At 72.8% G+C, this 19,669-nt stretch carries 20 protein-coding genes and 1 pseudogene; 16 read left to right on the top strand and 5 right to left on the bottom strand.

Annotated features, from left to right (window positions below):
• The first annotated feature begins 115 nt into the window (after positions 1-115).
• The 16 genes and pseudogenes from AC0B61_RS04805 (at position 116) to AC0B61_RS04730 (ending at position 13,791) form a co-directional block, all read left to right on the top strand.
• Positions 116-337, top strand: a complete 222-nt coding sequence (locus AC0B61_RS04805) for a hypothetical protein (protein ID WP_471739170.1) — start codon at positions 116-118, stop codon at positions 335-337.
• Positions 321-842, top strand: a complete 522-nt coding sequence (locus AC0B61_RS04800; RefSeq protein WP_471739169.1) for a DUF6879 family protein — start codon at positions 321-323, stop codon at positions 840-842. Before AC0B61_RS04805 ends, AC0B61_RS04800 begins: the two co-directional genes overlap by 17 nt.
• Complete coding sequence (locus tag AC0B61_RS04795) at positions 832-1,680, top strand: helix-turn-helix domain-containing protein (protein ID WP_471739168.1); 849 nt, start codon at positions 832-834, stop codon at positions 1,678-1,680. The genes AC0B61_RS04800 and AC0B61_RS04795 overlap by 11 nt, the downstream gene beginning before the upstream one ends.
• A gap of 161 nt (positions 1,681-1,841) precedes the next feature.
• Positions 1,842-2,294 (top strand): NUDIX domain-containing protein, encoded by a 453-nt coding sequence (locus AC0B61_RS04790; RefSeq protein ID WP_471739167.1) that lies wholly within the window; start codon positions 1,842-1,844, stop codon positions 2,292-2,294.
• A gap of 47 nt (positions 2,295-2,341) precedes the next feature.
• The gene (locus tag AC0B61_RS04785) at positions 2,342-3,301 is read left to right on the top strand and encodes a hypothetical protein (RefSeq protein ID WP_471739166.1); all 960 of its coding nucleotides are present in this window, start codon (positions 2,342-2,344) and stop codon (positions 3,299-3,301) included.
• A gap of 127 nt (positions 3,302-3,428) precedes the next feature.
• Positions 3,429-3,860 (top strand): annotated as a pseudogene (locus tag AC0B61_RS04780) (methyltransferase domain-containing protein); the annotation flags it as partial.
• Positions 3,861-4,130: 270 nt separating this feature from the next.
• Positions 4,131-4,256 carry a hypothetical protein gene (locus AC0B61_RS04775; RefSeq protein ID WP_471739390.1) on the top strand — a complete coding sequence of 42 codons (126 nt, stop codon included), beginning with the start codon at positions 4,131-4,133 and terminating at the stop codon, positions 4,254-4,256.
• A 126-nt stretch (positions 4,257-4,382) separates the two neighbouring features.
• The gene (locus AC0B61_RS04770) at positions 4,383-4,610 is read left to right on the top strand and encodes a hypothetical protein (protein WP_471739165.1); all 228 of its coding nucleotides are present in this window, start codon (positions 4,383-4,385) and stop codon (positions 4,608-4,610) included.
• A gap of 94 nt (positions 4,611-4,704) precedes the next feature.
• On the top strand, positions 4,705-6,333 hold the full coding sequence (locus AC0B61_RS04765; protein ID WP_471739164.1) for a Rieske 2Fe-2S domain-containing protein: 1,629 nt from the start codon (positions 4,705-4,707) through the stop codon (positions 6,331-6,333).
• Positions 6,334-6,345: 12 nt separating this feature from the next.
• Positions 6,346-7,425, top strand: a complete 1,080-nt coding sequence (locus AC0B61_RS04760) for a glycosyltransferase family A protein (RefSeq protein ID WP_471739163.1) — start codon at positions 6,346-6,348, stop codon at positions 7,423-7,425.
• The gene (locus tag AC0B61_RS04755) at positions 7,422-8,504 is read left to right on the top strand and encodes an NAD-dependent epimerase/dehydratase family protein (protein ID WP_471739162.1); all 1,083 of its coding nucleotides are present in this window, start codon (positions 7,422-7,424) and stop codon (positions 8,502-8,504) included. Before AC0B61_RS04760 ends, AC0B61_RS04755 begins: the two co-directional genes overlap by 4 nt.
• Before the next feature lie 52 nt (positions 8,505-8,556).
• The gene (locus AC0B61_RS04750) at positions 8,557-9,588 is read left to right on the top strand and encodes a UbiA prenyltransferase family protein (protein WP_471739161.1); all 1,032 of its coding nucleotides are present in this window, start codon (positions 8,557-8,559) and stop codon (positions 9,586-9,588) included.
• Complete coding sequence (locus tag AC0B61_RS04745) at positions 9,582-10,775, top strand: endonuclease/exonuclease/phosphatase family protein (protein ID WP_471739160.1); 1,194 nt, start codon at positions 9,582-9,584, stop codon at positions 10,773-10,775. Before AC0B61_RS04750 ends, AC0B61_RS04745 begins: the two co-directional genes overlap by 7 nt.
• Positions 10,768-11,805, top strand: coding sequence for a glycosyltransferase family 2 protein (locus AC0B61_RS04740; protein ID WP_471739159.1), 1,038 nt, complete (start codon positions 10,768-10,770; stop codon positions 11,803-11,805). The genes AC0B61_RS04745 and AC0B61_RS04740 overlap by 8 nt, the downstream gene beginning before the upstream one ends.
• Complete coding sequence (locus AC0B61_RS04735; protein ID WP_471739158.1) at positions 11,802-12,857, top strand: lysylphosphatidylglycerol synthase domain-containing protein; 1,056 nt, start codon at positions 11,802-11,804, stop codon at positions 12,855-12,857. The genes AC0B61_RS04740 and AC0B61_RS04735 overlap by 4 nt, the downstream gene beginning before the upstream one ends.
• Positions 12,832-13,791 (top strand): aldo/keto reductase, encoded by a 960-nt coding sequence (locus AC0B61_RS04730; RefSeq protein ID WP_471739157.1) that lies wholly within the window; start codon positions 12,832-12,834, stop codon positions 13,789-13,791. Before AC0B61_RS04735 ends, AC0B61_RS04730 begins: the two co-directional genes overlap by 26 nt.
• Before the next feature lie 137 nt (positions 13,792-13,928).
• On the opposite strand, the gene AC0B61_RS04725 is transcribed toward AC0B61_RS04730, so the two are convergent.
• The 5 genes from AC0B61_RS04725 to AC0B61_RS04705 form a co-directional block, all read right to left on the bottom strand.
• Entirely contained in the window at positions 13,929-14,906 is a 978-nt protein-coding gene (locus AC0B61_RS04725) for a LuxR C-terminal-related transcriptional regulator (RefSeq protein WP_471739156.1), read from the bottom strand.
• 224 nt (positions 14,907-15,130) lie between these two features.
• Positions 15,131-15,505, bottom strand: a complete 375-nt coding sequence (locus AC0B61_RS04720; protein WP_471739155.1) for a VOC family protein — start codon at positions 15,503-15,505, stop codon at positions 15,131-15,133.
• A gap of 20 nt (positions 15,506-15,525) precedes the next feature.
• On the bottom strand, positions 15,526-17,076 hold the full coding sequence (locus tag AC0B61_RS04715; RefSeq protein WP_471739154.1) for a protein kinase domain-containing protein: 1,551 nt from the start codon (positions 17,074-17,076) through the stop codon (positions 15,526-15,528).
• Positions 17,077-17,543: 467 nt separating this feature from the next.
• Positions 17,544-18,638 (bottom strand): hypothetical protein, encoded by a 1,095-nt coding sequence (locus AC0B61_RS04710; protein ID WP_471739153.1) that lies wholly within the window; start codon positions 18,636-18,638, stop codon positions 17,544-17,546.
• On the bottom strand, positions 18,635-19,528 hold the full coding sequence (locus tag AC0B61_RS04705) for an RNA polymerase sigma factor (protein ID WP_471739152.1): 894 nt from the start codon (positions 19,526-19,528) through the stop codon (positions 18,635-18,637). The genes AC0B61_RS04710 and AC0B61_RS04705 overlap by 4 nt, the downstream gene beginning before the upstream one ends.
• Positions 19,529-19,669 lie beyond the last annotated feature (141 nt).

The raw sequence follows: 19,669 nt of genomic DNA, 5'->3' as shown, positions 1-19,669 counted from the left end.
CCTTGATCTTTAGTCCGATACGGGAATACTCCCCACCCGTCATGGACAGCCGCTGATCAGCTCCCTAGCGTCGTACCCAGGTGGTCCGACAGGGCCGCACTCCTAGGGGGTTGAGATGGACACCAGGTCGGATCTCACGCGGTTGACCAACACGAGCAACGGCAGTGGCTCGGGGGAGTGCAATCAGAACGACTGTCCCAACGTCTACCGCACCGAGCGGGGGACGTTCGTGGTCCAGGGGGCCGTGTCCCGAGCCTTCACGCCGCCCTGCGGCGAAGGGCTGGTGGAGATCCCCGAGAGTGTGCTTCGGGAGGCTGTTCGTGCGCTTGGATGGTGAGGCTTGGCAGGCCAGGTTCCGTGACTTCGAGACGGAAGCGTGGCGGCTTGAGACTCTCCCGGTCTACAACGTCCCGCAGGAGGAAGAAGAACTGCGAGCGTTTCGAGCCGGCGAGCGGATCGACCCGCGCACGCACTCCAATTCATACACAGACGACCTCAAGCGAGTACGGCGGGAGGGGAAGCTCAAGGGACGCGTGCACATCCTCACTCGGCCGCTCTCCGAGTATCTTCGCTACGAGTTCATGTACTACCTGCCCCACGTGTGGGCCGGTGAAGACGTGCGGATCATGGACGTAACGGATCGACCCAATCCTCTGGCCGGCGTGACCGACTACTGGATGTTCGACAAAAAGGAGGTAGTGCTCATGAGCTATCTCCCCGACGGAACGCAGGTCGACCGCGTCGTGGCCGAGGGCGATATCAGCCCGTTCATCGAATACCAGCGGATCGCCATCGCCGAATCGGTGCCTTTCGAGGAGTACGTGAAGGGCGTTGACATTTGATCCGCAGTCGCTAGGTCAGTCGAATTCCGACCTGGCGGCGATCCTTCAGGAGCTTCGCAAGCGAGCTGGACTCTCCGGAGTCCAGCTCGCCAGGCGTGTCAACATGTCGCAGTCCAAGATCTCCAAGATCGAGACCGGCAAGGTCACGCCGTCGCTCGTCGACGTCGAACTGATCCTCCGAGCGCTGGGGGCACCGTCGGACTTCGTCGCGCACGTGACCGCTCTCGCTCGCCTCGCGAACACGGAGTGGCAGGACGCCAGGTCCCTGCGCCGGAAGGGGCTGGACAAGAAGCAGATCGAGCTGGCGAGCCTCGAGCGAAACTCGACGGCGTTCCGTTACTTCTTGCCGACCATGATCACGGGCCTGCTCGCGACACCCGAATACATCAGGGCCAGCCTCGCCCCGTTCCCCGGCGACCACGCGAAGGCCATTGCCGGGAAGCTGGAACGTCAGGCCGTTCTCTACGACTCCACCAAGCACTTCACCTTCATCCTGACCGAACAGGCATGCCTCTGGCCGCTCGTCCCGGAACAGGCCATGGCCATGCAGCTCGATCGGCTGGCTTCCGTCTCACGCTTGCCGAACGTCCGGCTCGGAGTCATTCCGATGGCCGGCCGCATGCCGTGGGCGCCGCTCAACGTCTTCACGGTCTACGACACCTCCCTCGCCACCGTGGAAGTCTCCACGGGAGCGCTCGTGTTTCGCGACCCCCGCGATGTCCAGGAATACCTGGACGAGTTTCGAACCTTTGAAGGGTATTCCCTCTGGGGCGATGAGGCCCGCGCCAGGCTGGGCGCCTGGGCGGACCGCTTTCGGAACATACCGCGAAATCTCTAGTCGATATCAGGAATATCATTGAGCAGTCGTCCGGAATTCCCTTAGTCTGCTCCTGGCTCACTTGGCCGGGAAAACGGGGCCGGACATTTCCGCTGCCATACGGGCGTGCGGGATCGCGGGCTGACCGTACGATCGGCGTCCGCTGGATGAAGGGTGAGCCCATGAAGAAGATCGTCGCGAAGCTCTGGCGGATCATCCGCGGTCCGATGCAGTGGCGCGTTCTGTGGCTGTGGCACTCGAAGTTCATGGTCGGCGTGACGGGCATCGTCCGCGACCAGGACGGCCGGGTGCTGCTGCTCAAGCACCGGCTGTGGCCGGAGGGCCGGCAGTGGGGTCTTCCGACCGGCTATGCGAACGCGGGCGAGAGCTTCGAAGACACGATCGTGCGTGAGGTCCGGGAGGAGACCGGACTCACGGTGAAGGTGTGCGAGTTGGCGCACCTGAAGAGCGGCTACAAGCTTCGCGTCGAAGTCGCCTACGAGGCCCTGTACGTCAGCGGGCGGATCGAGGCGGCCTCGTTCGAAATCCTGGAGGCTCGATGGTTCTCACCGGACGATCTCCCCGAGGGAGTGCAGGACTCGCACCGACTGCTGATCAGTCGTCAGCGGTCCTGACCCTCGGTCGCTCGCTCACCCCCTCCTGCCTGGGCCCGAACGAACACTTGGCCGGCGACGTCGGCGAGCAGGCCGAACTCGCTCATCTGCTGGCCGCCCGACGGGCAACGGCGGCACTCGACCGGGCTCACCCGCACATCACGTTCTCGCTCCTGCACTGGGTGCTCGACACGTGGTCCGACGAGTCGGCCCGGGAGGTCTTCCGGCAAGGCGCTGCCCTCCTGGCCGACCGCTACCGGGAGTTGGGGCTGAGTCGACTGCTGCCGATCGACCGGGTGTGGGTCGGGGTGCGGTCGACCCGGCCCGATGCCTTCGGCGGCTTCCACCACCCGAACCAGGGCTACCGGCATGTGCAACTGGCGTCGGTGATCACACGGTACGGACGGCTGAACGACCCCCGATTGGCATCGCCGGAACTGGTGGCGCTCGACCTCCTGCGGTCCTACGCCCACGACTGCCTGCACTGGGGCTCGTTCCGGGAGTACCGGCTCGTCGCAGGCGAGCCGATCCGCAGCCGCTACGGGATCAACTGGCGTGACCCGCACGGCCGGACGTACTCGGCGCGGGACCGGGCCGATGCCGCCTCGACGCGGAATCTCGGCATCGTGATGGAGGGCGCCACCGATCAAGAGGCCCGGACGATCGCCGCTGCGGTGGCCGACCGGCTCGGGCTGGCCGAGCGCACCGCGCCGCCGGATCGCCTGGCGTTCCGCGACACCACGGGCCGGCTGGAGCCGAGCGACTTCGACCATGCGGAGCCCGGCATCGCCACCCGCTTCCACCTGGCGATGGCCGGATACGAGCACGGCGTCGGAGCGCGGTACCAGCGCTTCCTCGCCGAGCTGGGCGGGCCCGACTCGAAGGCGCTGCACGAGCGCATCCTCGCCGCGATGATCTGCGGCGACCTGCGCCCCCTGACGAACTGGCTCGACCAGCGGCACGGACCCGGAGCCTTCCGCCGCACGTTCCGCTCAGCGGCCTACGCGGGGCCCGACCCCGGCGATTAGAGCCTCCCTGTTCTCGCGCAGGAAGTCGCCGGGCCGACTTCCTGCGCGAGCACTCCTCACACTCCGTCGGCCGCCGCGCGATGCGAGCCGGGAACGCAAACTGATCAGCTACGACGAGCTCGAGAAGATGTTCGGGCCCCGCCACTGGTTCGTCCCGGCCCTCGTCTGGCCCGGCAAGGGCGACGGCGTCCGCCAGGGGGACGCCGTGAACAGGCACGCCGACCCGGCCGCCTGGTGGCGCGCCGTCTACTCGGACATCCCGCTCACCACGCAGTGGGACGACGGCGACCACACGGGGGAAGGCCGTGGCACCACACCCACGTCGTCCAACTCCATGCCGACCATGGTGTTCTCGATGCTCGCCGCGTTGGACGTCGGGCCAGGCGACCGGGTGCTGGAAATCGGTACCGGCACGGGCTGGAACGCCGCGTTGCTCTCCCACCGCCTCGGGTCCGGGAGTGTCGTGACGGTCGAGGTGGACGAAGGCAGCGCCGCCGAGGCGCGGTTCCGGCTGGCGCGCGCCAGGTACTCACCGACGCTCGTGGTCGGCGACGGGGCCGCGGGCCACTCGCCCCTGCGTGTCCGGATGGTGGAACGTTCGAACGGGCCCGGAGCTGACACCTTCCGACCTGACCGGAACAGGCCAAGCCGATGGACTCGCAGTTCAGCAGGGATCGCCCCCACCCCCGCCTGCTGGCCCGAAGGTGCCACGCGTTTCGTGCCACCCCTGAATCGCTGCGTTCCTTCCGACGTGCGTGCGAATCTTGTCGCCGCTGAGGCCGCGGACGAGTGCGGCCCACCTCCCCCACGTCGATTCGAGGATTTCCCCATGCCCACTTCCGTGAGTCCGGCCCAGGCCCCGCGCACCCCGCGCATCCCGCCCACCTCGCGCACCCCGCGCACGCCGGGAACCGTCTCCGCCGCCCCGGTGGGCGACGGCTTCTCCTGGGGCTGACCGGCTGCCGGCCCCCACGCCCCGGGACCTCCGGTTCACCTCGTCGGCGTCCTGCTGACCGCCGTAGCGCGTACGTCAGTTGACGCCTGGCCGACCGCCGGGACCGTCCTCTCGGCCCTCGACAGCGTGACGTCCGCTCGCGACGGCGTCGAGCACGCCCACGTCCACATCACCGACCGGGGCATCCGCCTGACCCTCTACCTGGCCGGCTGCGACCGGGTCGACGCCGTCAGCCGCGCCGTCACCATCGCCCACCGGGTCGTCGCCGCCCCGCCGGCGCTCGCCGGCTTCGCCGTCGCGGACTTCAGGGTGCTCGACCGGCCCGCCGCCGGGCCACGGCACGCCTCCTCCTGACAGCCCCACCCCCCGCGACGGCCCTCTCACCCGCCGCCACTGCCTCCCCCGGGGCCGCTTCCTCCTGACGTCGCTCGACTGACATTGGAGACTCATGCGCATCACATCCGTCGGCCACGCCGGCCTGCTCGTGGAGACCAGTGCCGGGCGCATCCTGTGCGACCCCTGGTTCAACCCGGCCTTCTTCGCCTCGTGGTTCCCGTTCCCCGACAACGAGTCGATGGACACCGCCCAGCTGCACACCGCGGAGTACCTGTACGTCTCCCACCTCCACCACGACCACTTCGACGCCGAGTGGCTGCGCACCCGGATGTCCAAGGACACCGTCGTCCTGCTCCCCGACTACCCGGTCCGCGACCTGCGCACGGCCATGGAGGGCCTCGGCTTCCGCCACTTCGTCCAGACCCGCGACCTCGAAGCGACCGAACTCCACAGCGGCGTCCGGGTCATGGTCAACGCGCTCACCTCGCCGACCGACGGCCCGATCGGCGACTCCGCGCTCCTCGTCGACGACAACGGCACCCGTATCCTCAACCAGAACGACGCCCGCCCCGTCGACGAGCCCCGGATCCGCGAGTTCGGCCCGCTCGCCGGCCACTTCCTGCAGTACTCCGGCGCGATCTGGTACCCGATGGTCTACGACTTCCCCGCCCGGATGAAGCAGACCGTCGGTCGCCGCAAGCGCCGCAACGGCATGACCCGCGCCCTCAACTACATCGAGCAGTACGGCGCCGAGCACGTCTTCCCGTTCGCCGGGCCGCCCTGCTTCCTCGACGAGGAGCTGTTCCACCTCAACGACCTGGACGGGGACGCCGCCAACATCTTCCCCGACCAGTGGGTCTTCCTGGACTTCCTGCGCGAGCACGGCGTGACCAACACGCACCTGCTGGTGCCCGGCACCGTGGCCGAACTCGGCCCGGACCGCAGCTGCCGGATCGACCAGGTCGACGAGCGGGAGGTCGCCCGGATCCGCGACGACCGGACCGGCTACCTGCGTGACTACCAGGCCCGCCGTGCCGACCGGATCCGCGCCGAGAAGGCGGACTGGCCGACCACCCGCACCGACCTGCTTCACGAGCTCCGGAACTGGGTGGAGCCGCTGCTGCGGCACGCCGACCGCACCTGCGCCGGGATCAACGGCCGCGTCCTGGTCGAGGTGGTGGACGACCTGAACGGCTCGGACAGCCTGAGCGCCCCGCACGACGCGGACGCCCCCGGCGAGCAGATCCTCTTCGACTTCCTGGAGCGCCGGGTACGCCGCTGGGAGGGCGAGGAGTGCCGCTACCGCTTCACCCTGCCCCGGCCGCTGGTGGAGCGGATGGTCGCCGAGCGCTGCCCCGACTGGGCCAACGAGCTCTTCCTCTCCTGCCGCTTCAAGGCCGCCCGCAAGGGCCCCTTCAACGAGTTCGTGACCACCTTCTTCGCTTCTCTCTCGACCGAGCGGATGGCCTATGTCGAGGGCTACTACGCGGAGTTGGAGCAGACCGAGGAGCGGGCCCGGGCCGGCGACTACGTCGTCCAGCGGCTCTGCCCGCACCTCAAGGCGGACCTGGTCCGGTTCGGATCCCACCGGGACGGCGTCCTCACCTGCCGGCTGCACGACTGGGAGTTCGACCTGTCCACCGGCCGCTGCCTGACCAGTGACGACCGGAAGATCATCAGCGAGGCGCGAGTGAGCCCGCCCGGCGATGACCCGGACCTGCCCGAGATCCCCGCAGCCTGAACAGGACCGTTCATGAGCCTTCCCCTGGTGTCCGTGGTCATCCCGCTCTACAACGACGCCCGCACCCTGCCCGCCTGCCTGGAGGCGGTCGCCGCCCAGACCTACCCCAACCTCGAGATCGTCGTCGTCGACGACGCCAGCACCGACGACTCCGCCCTGGTCGCCGAACGGTACCCGTGCCGGCTGATCCGCCAGGAGGAGAACGCGGGACCGGCCGAGACCCGCAACCGCGGCGCCCGGGAGGCCCGCGGCGAGATCGTGTTCTTCCTGGACGCCGACGTCGGCCTGTCGCCGACCTCGGTCGCCTCGGCGGTGGAGCAGCTGGCCGCCGATCCGCGGGTCGGGTCGGTCTGCGGCATCACCGACAAGCACCCGCTGCTGCCCACCACCAAGGTCGGCGACTACCGGATCCTCCAGTCGTACTACTGGCGGATCAGCTCCGAGGGCACCGTCACCCCCTGGTTCTCCGCCCTGGCCGCCATCCGCCGGGCCCTGTTCCTGGAGTCCGGCGGGCTGAACCCGGCCCTGCGCCAGACCGAGGAGATCGACTTCGGCGTGCGGCTGTCCGCCACCCACCGGATCGAGCTCAGCTCGCAGGTGGTCGGCCGGCACAACGACGAGGAGCAACTGTCCGGCCTGGTCCGCAAGTTGTTCCGTCGGGCGCGACTGCGCGTGCCGCTGTACGTGGACCACCGGGGCTTCATGCGCGGGTTCGAGACCCGCTCCCGGGCCTTCGCCGCGCTCGCCGCGGCCGGCGCGGTGGCCTCTCTCCCGCTGGCCCTGCTGTCCCGCCGGACCCTCCCGGCCACCGCCGCCCTGGCGGCCGGCGCCGTGCTCGCCGACCGCGGCTTCCACGCCTTCCTGGTCCGCGAGCGCGGGGTCGCGACGGCGGTCGCGTACACTGCCCTGCACTTCGCGGCGGGCGCCGCCGTGACCGCGGGCGCCGCGGTCGGGGCCGGGCAGTGGCTGCTCAGCCCGGAGTTCCGGCTGCTGTACCGGCGGCAGACGGCCCCCGACGCCCCCGACGCCTCCGCCGCCTCCGCCCAGCCACCGCTCGCGCCGGCCACCGACGAACCGGCGGGCCGACCGTGACCACCGGAACCGCGGCCACCGGCGCCGCCCGCCCCCAGCAGCTCCTGCTCACCGGCGCGGCCGGCTTCCTCGGCAGCGCCCTCGTCCGCCGCCTCGGCAGCTCCCCCGACCACCGGATCGTCGCCCTCGACCGCCGCCCGCTGCCCCCCGAACTCGCCGCCCTGCCCTCCGTCGAGACGGTGGTCGGGGACGTCCGGGACCGCACGCTGGTCGGCCGGCTGACCGCCGGGGCGGACGTGGTCGTCCACGGCGCCGCCGCGCTGCCGAGCCACCCGGCGGCGGAGATCCGCTCGGTGGACGTCGACGGCACCCGTACCGTCCTCGAGGCCGCCCGGCGGGCCGGCACCGACCGGGTCCTGCACATCTCGTCCACCGCGGTGTACGGGCTCCCGGAGCTGACCCCGACCCCGGAGTCCCACCCGCTCGTCCCGGTCGACCCGTACAACGCCGCGAAGATCGAGGCCGAGCGGCTCTGCGCCGACCACCGCCGCCGGGGGATGTGCGTCCCCGTGCTGCGGCCGAAGACCTTCATCGGCCCGGGCCGGCTGGGCGTCTTCGCGATGCTCTTCGACTGGGCGCTCGACGGCCGGGGCTTCCCCGTCCTCGGCGGCGGCCACACGCTGAACCAGATGCTGGACGTCGAGGACCTCTGCGACCTGGTGACGGCGATGCTGACCATGCCGGGCGAGCGGATCAACCGGGAGTTCAACGTCGGCGCGGCCGAGTACGGCTCGTTCCGCGAGGACTGCCAGGTCGTCCTGGACCTCGCCGGGCACGGCAGGCGGGTCGTCCCGCTGCCGCTCGGCCCCGCCAAGGCGGCCCTGCGAACCCTGGCGGCACTGCGGCTCTCGCCCGTCTACGGGCGGCTCGTCCAGAAGCTCACCCGGGACTCCTGCGTCGACATCACCGAGGCCCGCGAGGTGCTCGGGTTCCACCCGCGCCACTCCAACGCCACCGCCATCGAGCGCAGCTTCACCTGGTACCGCGCGAACCGGTCCGCCGTGGGCGGCACCACCGGCCGGACGCACTCCGACCGCTGGCGCGAGGGTGCCCTGCGCACGGTCAAGGTCCTCTTCTGACCGTGAAGGCCCGGCTTCTGACCGTGAAGGTCCCACTGCGAAGGGAACGGAAGTGAGTACTGCGAGCGAGTACCGGGAGGGCGTCGCCGGCCCGCCGGTCCATCCGCCCGACGGCGACACCGGGCCGCCGCCCGCCGGGCTCCCACCGGCCGGACTCCCGGAGGCCGACGGGCTCCCGGAGGAGCCCGGGCGCGGGCGCGGCACCGTGGTGCGCGGCCTGGTGCGCCTGGTGCGGCCGCACCAGTGGTCGAAGAACGCGGTCGTCCTGGTGCTGCCCCTGCTGGAGTCGGGGACGGCACCGTGGCGGGCGGTCGCCAGCGCGTTGCCCGTCCTCGTGCTCTTCGTGCTGGCCTCCTCGGCCACCTACGTCGTCAACGACCTCGCCGACCGGGAGCGGGACCGCCGGCACCCGCTCAAGCGCCACCGCCCGATCGCCTCCGGAGCCGTCCCGGTCCCGGCCGCGATCGCGCTCGGCGCCGCCCTCTACCTCGCCCTGCTGGCGGGCTCGGCGGCCGTGGGGAGCGCCGCGATCCCGGTGCTCGCCTACGCGGTGACCAACGTCTGCTACAGCTTCGTCCTCAAGCACGTCTCGGTGGTCGACGTGTTCGTCATCGCCACCGGCTTCGTGCTGCGGGTCTGCGCCGGCGCCATGGCGGCCTCGGTCACGACCTCGTCGTGGTTCCTGCTCTGCGTCTTCTCGGTCTGCATCCTGCTGGGCTTCGGCAAGCGCCGGCACGAACTGACCTCGGTCCAGAACGGGCTCTCCGAGCTGCACCGGCCCGCCCTGCGCGCCTACTCCGTCCCGTTCCTCAACAGCATGGTGACCTTCGCCGCGTCTGTGACGGTGCTCGCCTACGTGTCCTTCCTGCAGAGCGACGCCGCGGCCGGCGGCATGCGCCAGCTGCGCATCCTGCTCTCCACCCCGCTGGCGGTCTTCGCCATCGCCCGCTACCTGCAGATCCTGCTGGTCAGCGGGGAGGGCGGCGAGCCGACCAGGACGCTCTTCACGGACCGGACCATGCTCGCGGTGGGCGCACTCTGGCTGACCGGCTTCGCCGTCCTGCTGGCGGCGCAGTCATGGTGACGGGCCGTCAGCAGAACCGGCTCCCCCGGCTCACCAACCTCCCCCGACTCGCCCAGCTCGCCCGGCCGAGGCGCTCCTGGTTCCTCGCCGACCGGGCCGCCACCTGGCCGGTCCGGCTGCTGGCCGTGGCAGGCGCGCTCTGGCTGTTGTTCTGCCTGCTCCAGGAGGCGCTGGCCGGGCGGGTCTGGTTCTGGGTGGTGCCGGGAGCCGCGCCGCCCCCGGTCCTGCTCGGCGTCCCGGTCCTGGTGCTGCTGGCCGCCCTGGCCGTCCGGCTGCGCCGCAGCCGCAGCCGGGTCCGCTGGCCGGCCCTCATGGGCGTGCTCTCGCTCGCCGTCGGGCTGGACCAGTCGGGGCTGACCCTGGCCGCGGCGACGGCCGACCGGACGGTGCCGCCCGGCGCGATCCACGTCGTCGCGCAGAACACCGAGTACTGGGGCTCCGACGTCGGCCCGGACCGGTTCTACGCGTACCTCAAGGCGCAGCACGCGGACGTGTACCTGCTCCAGGAGTACCTGCACTGGGACGAGTCGGCCGGCGCGGACGGCGCCCGCGAGGTGGACGACACCGCCCGGCTGAAGCGGGAGTTCCCGGGCTACCAGGTCGTCACCCGGGGCGAGTTGGTGACGCTCTCCCGGTTCCCGGTGGTGGCGCAGCCGCCGGTCGGCCCGGACCGCGCGCTCCGGGCCGGCGGGGACGACGACTGGGCGCGCGTCTTCGCCGGGGCCAAGGTGCTGCGCACCGACCTCGCGGTGGGCGGGTCGGTGGTCTCCTTCTACAACGTCCACATGCTCGTCCCGGTCGCGTACGGGATGCCCCCGCAGGACTTCCCGGCGGACGTGCACCGGCGCCAGCGGGACCGAAAGGCGCAGTTCGACGGGCTGACCGAGGACGTCCGGGCCAACGCCAATCCCCTGTTCATCGCCGGGGACTTCAACACCAACGCCGGCATGGGCGACCTCAACGGGCTGCGCGGCATCGCCCAGGACGCGGCGGACGCGGGCGACACCATCCTGCCGATGTCCTGGGACGCCGGCAGCTGGCACGACTGGTGGCGCTTCGACTGGGCGTTCACCGCGCACGGCGCCCGGACCGACCGCTACGCGCTGGGCAGCCCCGAGGGCACATCCGACCATCTCCGCCAGGACGCCTGGATCTCCGGGCCCGCTTCGGGAGGCACGCATGGCTGACGCACGACCCACGGTGGACGCACGACCCCCAGTGGACGCACGACCCACGGTGTCGGTGATCATCCCCAACTACAACTACGAGAAGACGATCGCGGCGGTCGTCGAGTCCGTCCTGGCGCAGACCCACCCCGTGCACGAGGTGGTCGTGGTCGACGACGGGAGCACGGACCGGTCCCCGGAGATCGTCCGGCGGTACCCGGACGTCCGGCTCGTCACCCAGCGCAACGGCGGAGTGTCCGTCGCCCGCAACCGGGGAGTGCAGGAGACCACCGGGGAGATCCTGTTCTTCCTGGACTCCGACATCGCGCTGGAGCCGGACGCCGTCGCCAACGCCGTGGCGCTGCTCCACGAGCAGCCCGACCTCGGCTGCGTCCACGGGGTCGTCGGCAAGCGGGCGCTGTTCGACGACGGGCCGGTGGAGCGCTACCGCGTCCTGCACGAGCACTGGTGGCGCCGGCGCGCCACGGGCCGGGTCCGCACCGTCTTCTTCGCCATGTGCGCGATCCGGCGCGAGGTGTACGAGGAGATCGGGCCGCTCGACGAGACGCTGCGCGAGTCCGAGGACGTGGAGTACAGCGAGCGGCTGTCGGAGAAGTACCCGATCCTGCTGACCGAGACCGTCGCCGGCCGGCACGACGACGAGGACCGGCTCGGCGCGATGCTCACCGAGCAGTACCGGCGCTCGCAGCTGCTGGTGGCCTTCGCCGGCGCCCACCGCTTCAGTCCGGGAGCGCTCAAGGCGAACCGGATGCCGGGCGTCCTGGCCACCGCCCTCACGTGGGGCTCCCTGCCGCTGCTGTTGCTGTCGCGCAAGGCGGCCGTCGGCCCGGCGCTGGGCCTGGCCTGGTTCGCGGTGGCGGACCCGGGGCTGGCGCGGTTCGTGGTCAGGGACCGGGGGCTGCGGTACTACCCGGTGTTCGTCGGCTACCACTTCCTGCTGCACAGCGCCCTGGTGGCCGGGGTCGCACGGGGTGCGGTGCGGGCGCTGACCGAGCGGGACTTCCGGCGGCCGCGGCACGGGGCGTCATGACGGACGCACCGGGAGCGGGCGGTCCGGCGGCGCGCAGTACGGAAGCGGAGGATACGCCCGCGCCACGGCCCGCGCCGCGCGCGCGGCGGCACCTGCTGACCGCCGCGCTCCTGCTGGCCGGTGGCGCCGGCCTGTTCGCAGTGGCCCGGAACGACGCCTGGAGCCTGGTGGCCGCCATGGCGGACGGGCGGTCGCTGGCGCTGCTGGCGGCGTCCGTGCTGTCGAACGTCGGCGGGCTGCTGCTCGGCCTGCTGTCCTGGCGCGTCGTCCTCGACGACCTCGGGCCGCCCGTCGGGCTGTTCGGCAGTGCCCGGATCTTCTTCTGCGGCCTGCTCGGCAAGTTCCTCCCGACCCCGGTCTTCGGGCTGCTCGCGCACATCCAGCTCGGCGCCGAGTACGGGGCCACGGCCGGGCGGATGGTCACCACCTACGTGGTCAGCCTGGGGATCACCGTGCTGACCGCCTGCCTCGCGGCGCTCGGCATCGCGCCCGCCGTGCTCGGCGGGAACACCTGGTGGCTCGCCCTGCCGGTGCTGGTGCTGCTCTGCTTCGTGGTCCGCCCGGGGCTGATCGGCGCGTCGGTCGAGTACGGTGCGCGGCTGTTCCGCCGCCCGCCGCCGACCGCACGGGTCTCGGCCCGGGCGGTGCGGGTCTCGCTCGTCCTGGCGCTGCTGTCCTGGTTCTCGGCCGGCCTGCACCTGTGGCTGATCGTCCTGGCCCTGGGCGGGCCGGCCGCCCGCTCGCTGCCGGCCTGCGTCGGGGGCTTCGCGCTCGCCACCGTCGCCGGGACACTGACGATCGTCCTGCCGGACGGCCTCGGGGCCCGGGAGATGGTGCTGGTGCTGTCGCTGTCCACGGTCGTGCCCGTCGCCACGGCGGGCGCCGCGGCGATCGTCTCCCGGCTGGTCTGCACGGTGGCCGAACTGGGCACCGCCGGGGTAATGATTCTGCTGACCCGGTCGCGGCGGGCCCGACCCCCGGGCGCGGCCGGCTCCACCACCACCGATCCCCTGGGAGGGAAGACCGATGCACTATCGCAGCCTCGGAGTTGACGGACCTTCGGCGAGCGCGCTCTGCCTCGGCGCGATGACCTTCGGCACCACCGTCGACGAGGACACCGCGACGGCGATCCTGGACCGGTTCACCGAGGCCGGCGGGACGTTCATCGACACCTCGAACAACTACGCCTTCTGGGCGGACGGCGCGAACGGCTACGAGAGCGAGGAGCTGCTCGGGCGCTGGACCGCCCGCCGCGGCAACCGCGACGACCTGGTGCTCGCCACCAAGGTCGGCGCCCGCCCGGTGCCCGGGCTGCCCTTCCCCGAGCACATCGAGGGCCTGTCCGCCCGGGCCGTGCGCGAGGCGGCGGAGGGCAGCCTGCGCCGGCTCGGAACCGACCGCCTGGACCTGTACTACGCGCACGTGACCGACCCGGCCACCCCGGTCGAGGAGACCATGGGCGCCTTCGCCGGGCTGGTGGCCGACGGCAAGGCCGCCGCCCTGGGGTGCAGCAACCACAGCGCCGCCGAGCTGGACGGCGCCAACACCGTCGCGGCCGAACGGGGTTGGCCCGGCTACCGCTGCGTCCAGCAGCGCCACAGCTACCTGCGCCCCCGGCCCGGGGCGGACCTCGGCATCCAGAAGCACGCCGACGACGCGCTGCTGTCCCACGTCGCGCAGCGGCCGGAGCTGACACTGCTCGCCTACTCGCCGCTCCTCGGCGGCTCGTACTGCCGGTCCGACCGCCCGCTGCGCGCGGAGTACGAGTGGCCCGAGGCGAAGGCCCGGCTGGCCGCGCTGGCGGAGGTGGCCGAGGAGACCGGCGCCACCGTCAACCAGGTCGTGCTGGCCTGGCTGATCGGGCACCCCGTCCCGACCGTCCCGGTGGTCGGTGCCAGCTCGGTGGCCCAGCTGGAGGAGAGCCTGGCCGCCCTGGACCTGGTGCTCGACGAGGACCAGCGCCGACGGCTGGACAGCGCGGCCTGACGACCGGCCGACCAGCCGTCGCGGCCTGACGACCGGCCGACCGGCCGTCGCGGCATGTCGTGCGGCCGACCAGCCGTCGGGGCCTGTCGTGCGGGACAGGCCCCGGTTCACCGGGCCCGCCTACCGGAGGGGCCGGATCACAGCCACCCCTCCTTCGCCGCCCGTACGCCCGCCTCGAACCGGCTGCGCGCGCCCAGCCTGGTCATCAGCTGGGAGGCCATCCGGCGGACCGTGCGCAGCGACAGGCCGAGGCGCCGCGAGGCCACCTCGTCCGTGCAGCCGATGCCGAGCAGGAGCAGCAACTCCCGTTCCTGGGGCGTCAGGTCGTTCTCGTCGCGGCGCGGGTCCTCGCCGAACGGCGTGCCCGCCGCCCAGAACTGCTCGAACAGCAGGGCCAGCGCGCTCACCACGCCCGGGGTCCTGACCTCCAGCGCGCCCGCACGGGCGTCCGCCGGGTCGATCGGGACCAGTGCGGTCTCCCGGTCCACCACGACCAGCAGCAGCGGCAGGACGGGCACCGTACGGGCCTCGCCGCCGAGCCGGGTGAACCAGCGGACGTACTCCAGCGTCGGCGGGTCGTTGCGGAAGCTCTCCTGGTAGATGCTCCTGATCCGCACGCCGCGCTCCAGCGCCTGGCGGTCCAGCGGCTCGCTGGCGTCCATGGTGTCCGGCAGCTGGGCGCCGCCCGGCACCAGGGAGAGGCACTCCCGCTCGGCGGTCGAGGCCAGGTCCTCCAGCCGCTTGCGGACCATGTCCAGCCCGTCCAGCCGGTGGATGATCTCGTGCCGCGAGGCCCGGTTGGCGTTGAACCGGGCGCTGAGCGCCGTCACCGCCTGCTCGGCGGACTCGATCTGCCGCTGGCGCCGGCTGAGGTCCGCGGTGGCACGCGAGAGCAGGAAGCCGAAGCCGACGTCCGGGTTGAACGGCACCACGTCCCGGCAGGTGTCCTCCAGGTGCACCAGGTCGAGCTCGGCCAACTGGTTCAGCGCGGCCCGCACCCGCTCCTCGCTCCACCCCAGCCGCTCGGCCATGTCGCCGACCCGGAAACCCGGTTCGTCGACGAGCAGCCGGTACACGGCCTCGGCAGACGGCTCGATGCCCAGAACTTCCAGCACAGTAATTCCCCCGTGTGATCACCGTCCGGTTCTCTAGGGAGGCTAAGCCAGCTCGCCAGGTAGGTCTATACCAATTATCCTCTCGGGCCCACGGCGGGCGGCGGCGTCCCAGCGGCCGCACCTCGGCGACTCGAAGGCGAATCGGTGCGGCGCGGCCTCGGCGAAGGTGTTCGCGGCCGTCATCCGCCGCACAGGGTTGTCCACAGGGTGTGGACAACCCTGTGTCAATCGCGGCTGGTGTCGATGACGCAGAAGCGGTTGCCCTCGGGGCACGCGAGCACGACGAAGTCCGGGTCCTCGGGGTAGCGGTCCCAGTCGACCCGCTCCGCGCCGAGGGCGACGAGGCGCTCGACCTCGGCGGCCTGGTCGGCGGCGTCGCCCGCGTAGAGGTCGAGGTGGACGCGCGGGTGCTCCTGGACGGGGGACTCGCTGTAGCCGAGCGCGAGTTGAACGCCGTTGCCGCCATCGGCGGGGACGAGGACCGTCCAGTCGTCCTCGACCAGGCCGCCGCGCGGGACGTAGCCGAGGGCCGCCGTCCAGAAGGCGACGGCACGGGGCATGTCGGCGACACCGAGGACGAGGGATCCGATCGTCAGCATGCCGCCATTGTGGCGCAGCGTCAGTCGTCCTGGTTGTCCGCCGTCGCGTGGAGGGTGGTGAACAGGGCGGAGAGGCGGGCGTTCCAGTTGGCGTAGGTCAGCGGGTCGACGGCGTGCTTCTTCGCCAGGTCGCGGAGCACCTTCTGAGCGCCCTTCAGGTCCTGTGCCGCATCGTCCGGGTTGCCCCCGTTGAGGTGGGCCGAGGCGGTGTCGAGGATCTTCAGCAGCTCCGTCTGCTTGTCGCGGTCCTTGCCGACCTGGGCCTGCGCCACCGCCTGCCGGAAGGACTGCAGCTGCAGCGCGGCCGGCTGGTTGCGCGGGACTGCCTGGGTGGGCAGCGGCGGCGCCGACGGGGTGGTGGGGGCGGCGGTCGCCGCCGGGGCGGGCGGCGCGACCGGCGTGGTGGGGGCGGTGGACGCCACCGGCGACTTGGTGGCGGCCGCGTTGCCCGCCGGTTCGTCGAAGGCGGTCAGGGCCAGGGCGGTGACCCCGGCGAGGCCCGCTACGCCGAGCGCACCGAGAACCAGCGGCTTGTTGCGGCGGCGCCGGGCCGACGCTGCGGGGGCCGGCGCGGGCGGAGCGGCCGGGATCGACGCCATCACCGAGGTCGCGGCCGGGGGCCGGGGCGGCAGCAGGGTGGGGTGCTGCTGGTACGGGGAGACCGGGGCGGTCCTCGGCGGGGCCGGTACGGGCGGCAGCAGCTGGGTCGGCGCGGCGGTGGCCAGCAGCTCGGCCGTCGGGTCGCCGACGATCAACCCGGGTACGGTGGCCAGCAGTTCGGCCCGCGCCGCCGAGGCGTCCGCCGGGCGATCGGCCGGCTTCTTCGCGAGCAGCCGCAGCACCGCCGCGTCCAGGGCGGGCGGCAGGCCGGGACGCCGGGCGGATGGCGGCAGGGGCTGCTCGCTGACGTGCTTGAAGGCGATCGCCACCGGCGTCTCGGCGGTGAACGGGGTCGCGCCGGTGAGCATTTCGGTCAGCACGCAGCCGATCGCGTACAGGTCCGTCCGCCCGTCCAGTGCCGAGGCGGTGGCCTGCTCGGGCGACAGGTACGCCGCCGTGCCGAGCACGCTCGCGGTCTGGGTCAGGTTGCTGGACGAACCGGCCCGGGCGATGCCGAAGTCGACGACCTTCACCCCGCCGTCGGCGGTGATCATGATGTTGCCGGGCTTGATGTCCCGGTGCACCAGCCCGGCCGCGTGCGCGACCGCCAGCGCCTCGCAGACCGCCGCCGCGATGCCCACCGCCCGTTCCAGCGGCAGCCGGGGCTCCTGCGTCAGGAGGGCGGCGAGCGAACGCCCGTTGACCAGCTCCATGACGATGAACGGGGTGCCCTGGTCCACACCGGAGTCGAACACCATGGCGATCCCCGGGTGCACCAGCATCGCCGCGTGCTGCGCCTCGCGGCTGAAGCGCTCGGCGAAGCGGGGGTCGTCGGCGAGGCCGCCGTTGAGGATCTTCACGGCCACCTGACGCCCCAGCACCCGGTCCAACCCGCGCCAGACGGTGGCCATGCCGCCGACGCCGAGTATCTCGACGAGTTCGTAACGCCCGTTCAGCGCCCGTCCGATCACCTGGAGCTCCCCTCACGTGCCCTGCCCGGGGTTCCGGGCCGCCTCGTGCACCCGTGCACGATAGCGGCCCCGATCCGCGGCGCCGCCGGGGGCCGAGGGGGCGGCGGGAGCGGCCCCGATCCGTGGCCCGGCCGGGGGGTCGGGGGGCGGCCGGGGGACCGGGCAGCGGTCCCCCGGCCGCCGGCGCGGGGGTGCGGCCCGCCCTGACTGCGGGCGGGCGGGCCGCACGTTCCGGGCCGGCCGGGCCGACGGGCGCATCGGGGGCGGCGCCCTTCGGTCCGGCCGGATCCGGCCGGATGGACGGCGGGCACGGGGGAGCCGACCGTCCACCCGGGGTCTTCGGGTGGTGCGTACTCCCGACACCTCGGAGGTGGTGCCGGGTCCTGCGGGTGGTGCGTTCCGGGTGGGCGGCGAGCCCGGGGGGAGTCGCTCGCCGCCCACCCGGAGTTCCTGGGGTGGGTCCGGGCCTACTGCTCGTTCCCGGACCGGGCGGATTTGCTCGGGTGGACGTCCGGTGGGCTGGGCAGGGCGGGCGGGGTCGGGACGGGCACCCCGCCCTTGCCGGGCCGGACGGCGCCACCGGTGTCCTGGGCGTCGCCGCCGCCGTTGGCGTTGCCGCCGCCGTTGGCATTGCCGTTGCCGCCGCCGTTGTTGCCGCCGGTGTTCCCGCCGCCCTTGCCTCCGTCGGCGCTCCCCTTGCCGGCACCGGTGCCGGTGGCGGGGTCGGTGCCGGGGTCGCGCGGCCGGCCGGTGGCGCCCTGGTGGTCGTCGTCTCCCGCGAGGAGGGCCGCCTCGCAGAAGCCCGCGACCCGGTCCGCGCCGCCCGCCGCCGCGACCAGCGGCCCGTACAGCGGATCGGCGGCCAGCCGGTCCGGGTGCTCGCCCTTGGCCGTCCGGTCGGCGAAGCCGCGGCAGAGACCGAGCAGGGCGGGCGGGACGACCGGACGGGCGCCGTGCCCCTCGGCCGACGGGGTGCCGGGCGGCGCAGCGCCGGACGGGACGGCCGTCTGCGGGCCGCCCGAGGCGCCGTCGGACGGGCGGGCGGATCCGGACGGGCGGGCGAACGGCATCCCGGCGGCCGGCGAACCGGCGGACGAGCCGGTGCGCGACGAGCCCGGCGAGGTGCCGACGGCCCCGTCGTGGGCCGCGAGCGTGCGATCCGGCTCGGTGGGGCCGCCGCCCAGCGGGGACGGCAGGTTCCCGGTGCCGGCGGCGACCGCGACCCCGCACAGCGCGGTGGCTCCGAGCACGGCGGCAGCAGCCTTCGCACTGAAGGCCCTGGTCAGCGTGGCGGTTGCCATCGATCGTCTCCGGACGGGGGTCACTAGGGGTTCGGGCGTGAGACTCGCCTCCCGGAACGCGGCCAGGGCGGTCTCCTCCCCGGCCAGTTCACCGGCCGTCGCGGGAGCGGCGGCCGCGGCCAGCACCCGGGCGAGCTGCCCGGGACCGCCGTCCGGTCCGGTGAGCGAGGCGTCCTGCCCGGCCGACGGGGCGGCCACGGCACCGCGGAGCAGTTGCTCGGCGGCATCACGGTCGATCCGACGGGATCGGTTGGTGCTCATCTCATGTCCTTCAGCGTCGCGGCCCGGCGTTCTGTCACACCCCGTGGAGAACTTTTTTCCGCGGGTTTCCCCGCAGGCTGCCCGGAGGCCTTGCCCGCGCCCGTTCCGGCGGTACTGGCGGGAGGCCCGGCTGCTCCCCCGGGAGGCCCGGCTGATCCTCCAGCCGCTCCCCCGGGAGGCCCGGCCGATCCGTCACCCGGCCGCGCGGCCGGGATTCCGGTGCCGGACGCGAAGGGCTGGTCCAGCAGCTTGGCCAGCCGTCGCAGCCCCCGGTGGGCGGCCATCCGGACACTGCCGGCCCGCTTGCCGAGCACCCGGGCGGCGCTCTCCGCGTCCAGTTCCATGACCACCCGCAACAGCACCGCCTCGGCCTGGTCGCGCGGCAGCCTGGAGATCAGCGCCAGCGCGTCGGCGGTGCCGACCGTGGTCAGCGCGGCGCCCGCGGTGTCGTCCCCGGCCGCCAGTTCGACGAGGTACTCGAAGGGCAGGTCGGCGACCGGGCGGCGGCGCCGGGCCCGCAGGTGGTCCAGGGCCCGGTGGCGGGCGATCGTGGCGGCCCAGCCGCGGAAGCCGTCGCCGTCGCCGGAGAAGCCCCGCAGGTCGCGGGCGATCTGCAGCCAGGCCTCGGAGGCGATGTCCTCGGCGTCCTGCATGTCCTCCGGACGCCCGCCGACCAGCACCCGCAGGTAGCGCAGCAGGCCCGGCTGGACGGTCCGGAACAGCAGCCGGAACGCCTCCTCGTCCCCCTCCTGCGCGGCACGGACGGCCTCGGTCAGGTCCGCGGGAGCGCCGGCCGGCCCCGGGGTCGGGGGCGGGCCGGCGGGTGGTACTGGTCCGGACCGGCCGACGGGGTTGCCGGTGCCCGCTCCGGGGCGTTCTGCACTCTGCACCCGCCACATGATGCGCCATTCGGGCGAACGGATCGGCTCCGATCGAAGGACCGGGGCCGCCGGGGAGGCGGTCCCGAGGACTGCTGCCGTTCACTGGCGGCCCCGGGACGGCCGTCCCTGCCCATGTCCTTCGTGGACGGA

Source organism: Kitasatospora sp. NPDC023385 (assembly GCF_055664045.1).
This window is presented reverse-complemented; position numbering and strand designations above follow the sequence as displayed.

What these genes read in the sequence shown, in the direction of transcription:
- AC0B61_RS04805 (WP_471739170.1), top strand. Translation starts at nt 116, where the DNA reads ATGGACACCAGGTCGGATCTCACGCGGTTGACCAACACGAGCAACGGC.
- AC0B61_RS04790 (WP_471739167.1), top strand. Translation starts at nt 1,842, where the DNA reads ATGAAGAAGATCGTCGCGAAGCTCTGGCGGATCATCCGCGGTCCGATG.
- AC0B61_RS04775 (WP_471739390.1), top strand. Translation starts at nt 4,131, where the DNA reads ATGCCCACTTCCGTGAGTCCGGCCCAGGCCCCGCGCACCCCGCGCATC.
- AC0B61_RS04765 (WP_471739164.1), top strand. Translation starts at nt 4,705, where the DNA reads ATGCGCATCACATCCGTCGGCCACGCCGGCCTGCTCGTGGAGACCAGT.
- AC0B61_RS04760 (WP_471739163.1), top strand. Translation starts at nt 6,346, where the DNA reads ATGAGCCTTCCCCTGGTGTCCGTGGTCATCCCGCTCTACAACGACGCC.
- AC0B61_RS04745 (WP_471739160.1), top strand. Translation starts at nt 9,582, where the DNA reads ATGGTGACGGGCCGTCAGCAGAACCGGCTCCCCCGGCTCACCAACCTC.
- AC0B61_RS04740 (WP_471739159.1), top strand. Translation starts at nt 10,768, where the DNA reads ATGGCTGACGCACGACCCACGGTGGACGCACGACCCCCAGTGGACGCA.
- AC0B61_RS04735 (WP_471739158.1), top strand. Translation starts at nt 11,802, where the DNA reads ATGACGGACGCACCGGGAGCGGGCGGTCCGGCGGCGCGCAGTACGGAA.
- AC0B61_RS04730 (WP_471739157.1), top strand. Translation starts at nt 12,832, where the DNA reads ATGCACTATCGCAGCCTCGGAGTTGACGGACCTTCGGCGAGCGCGCTC.
- AC0B61_RS04720 (WP_471739155.1), bottom strand. Translation starts at nt 15,505, where the DNA reads ATGCTGACGATCGGATCCCTCGTCCTCGGTGTCGCCGACATGCCCCGT.
- AC0B61_RS04710 (WP_471739153.1), bottom strand. Translation starts at nt 18,638, where the DNA reads ATGAGCACCAACCGATCCCGTCGGATCGACCGTGATGCCGCCGAGCAA.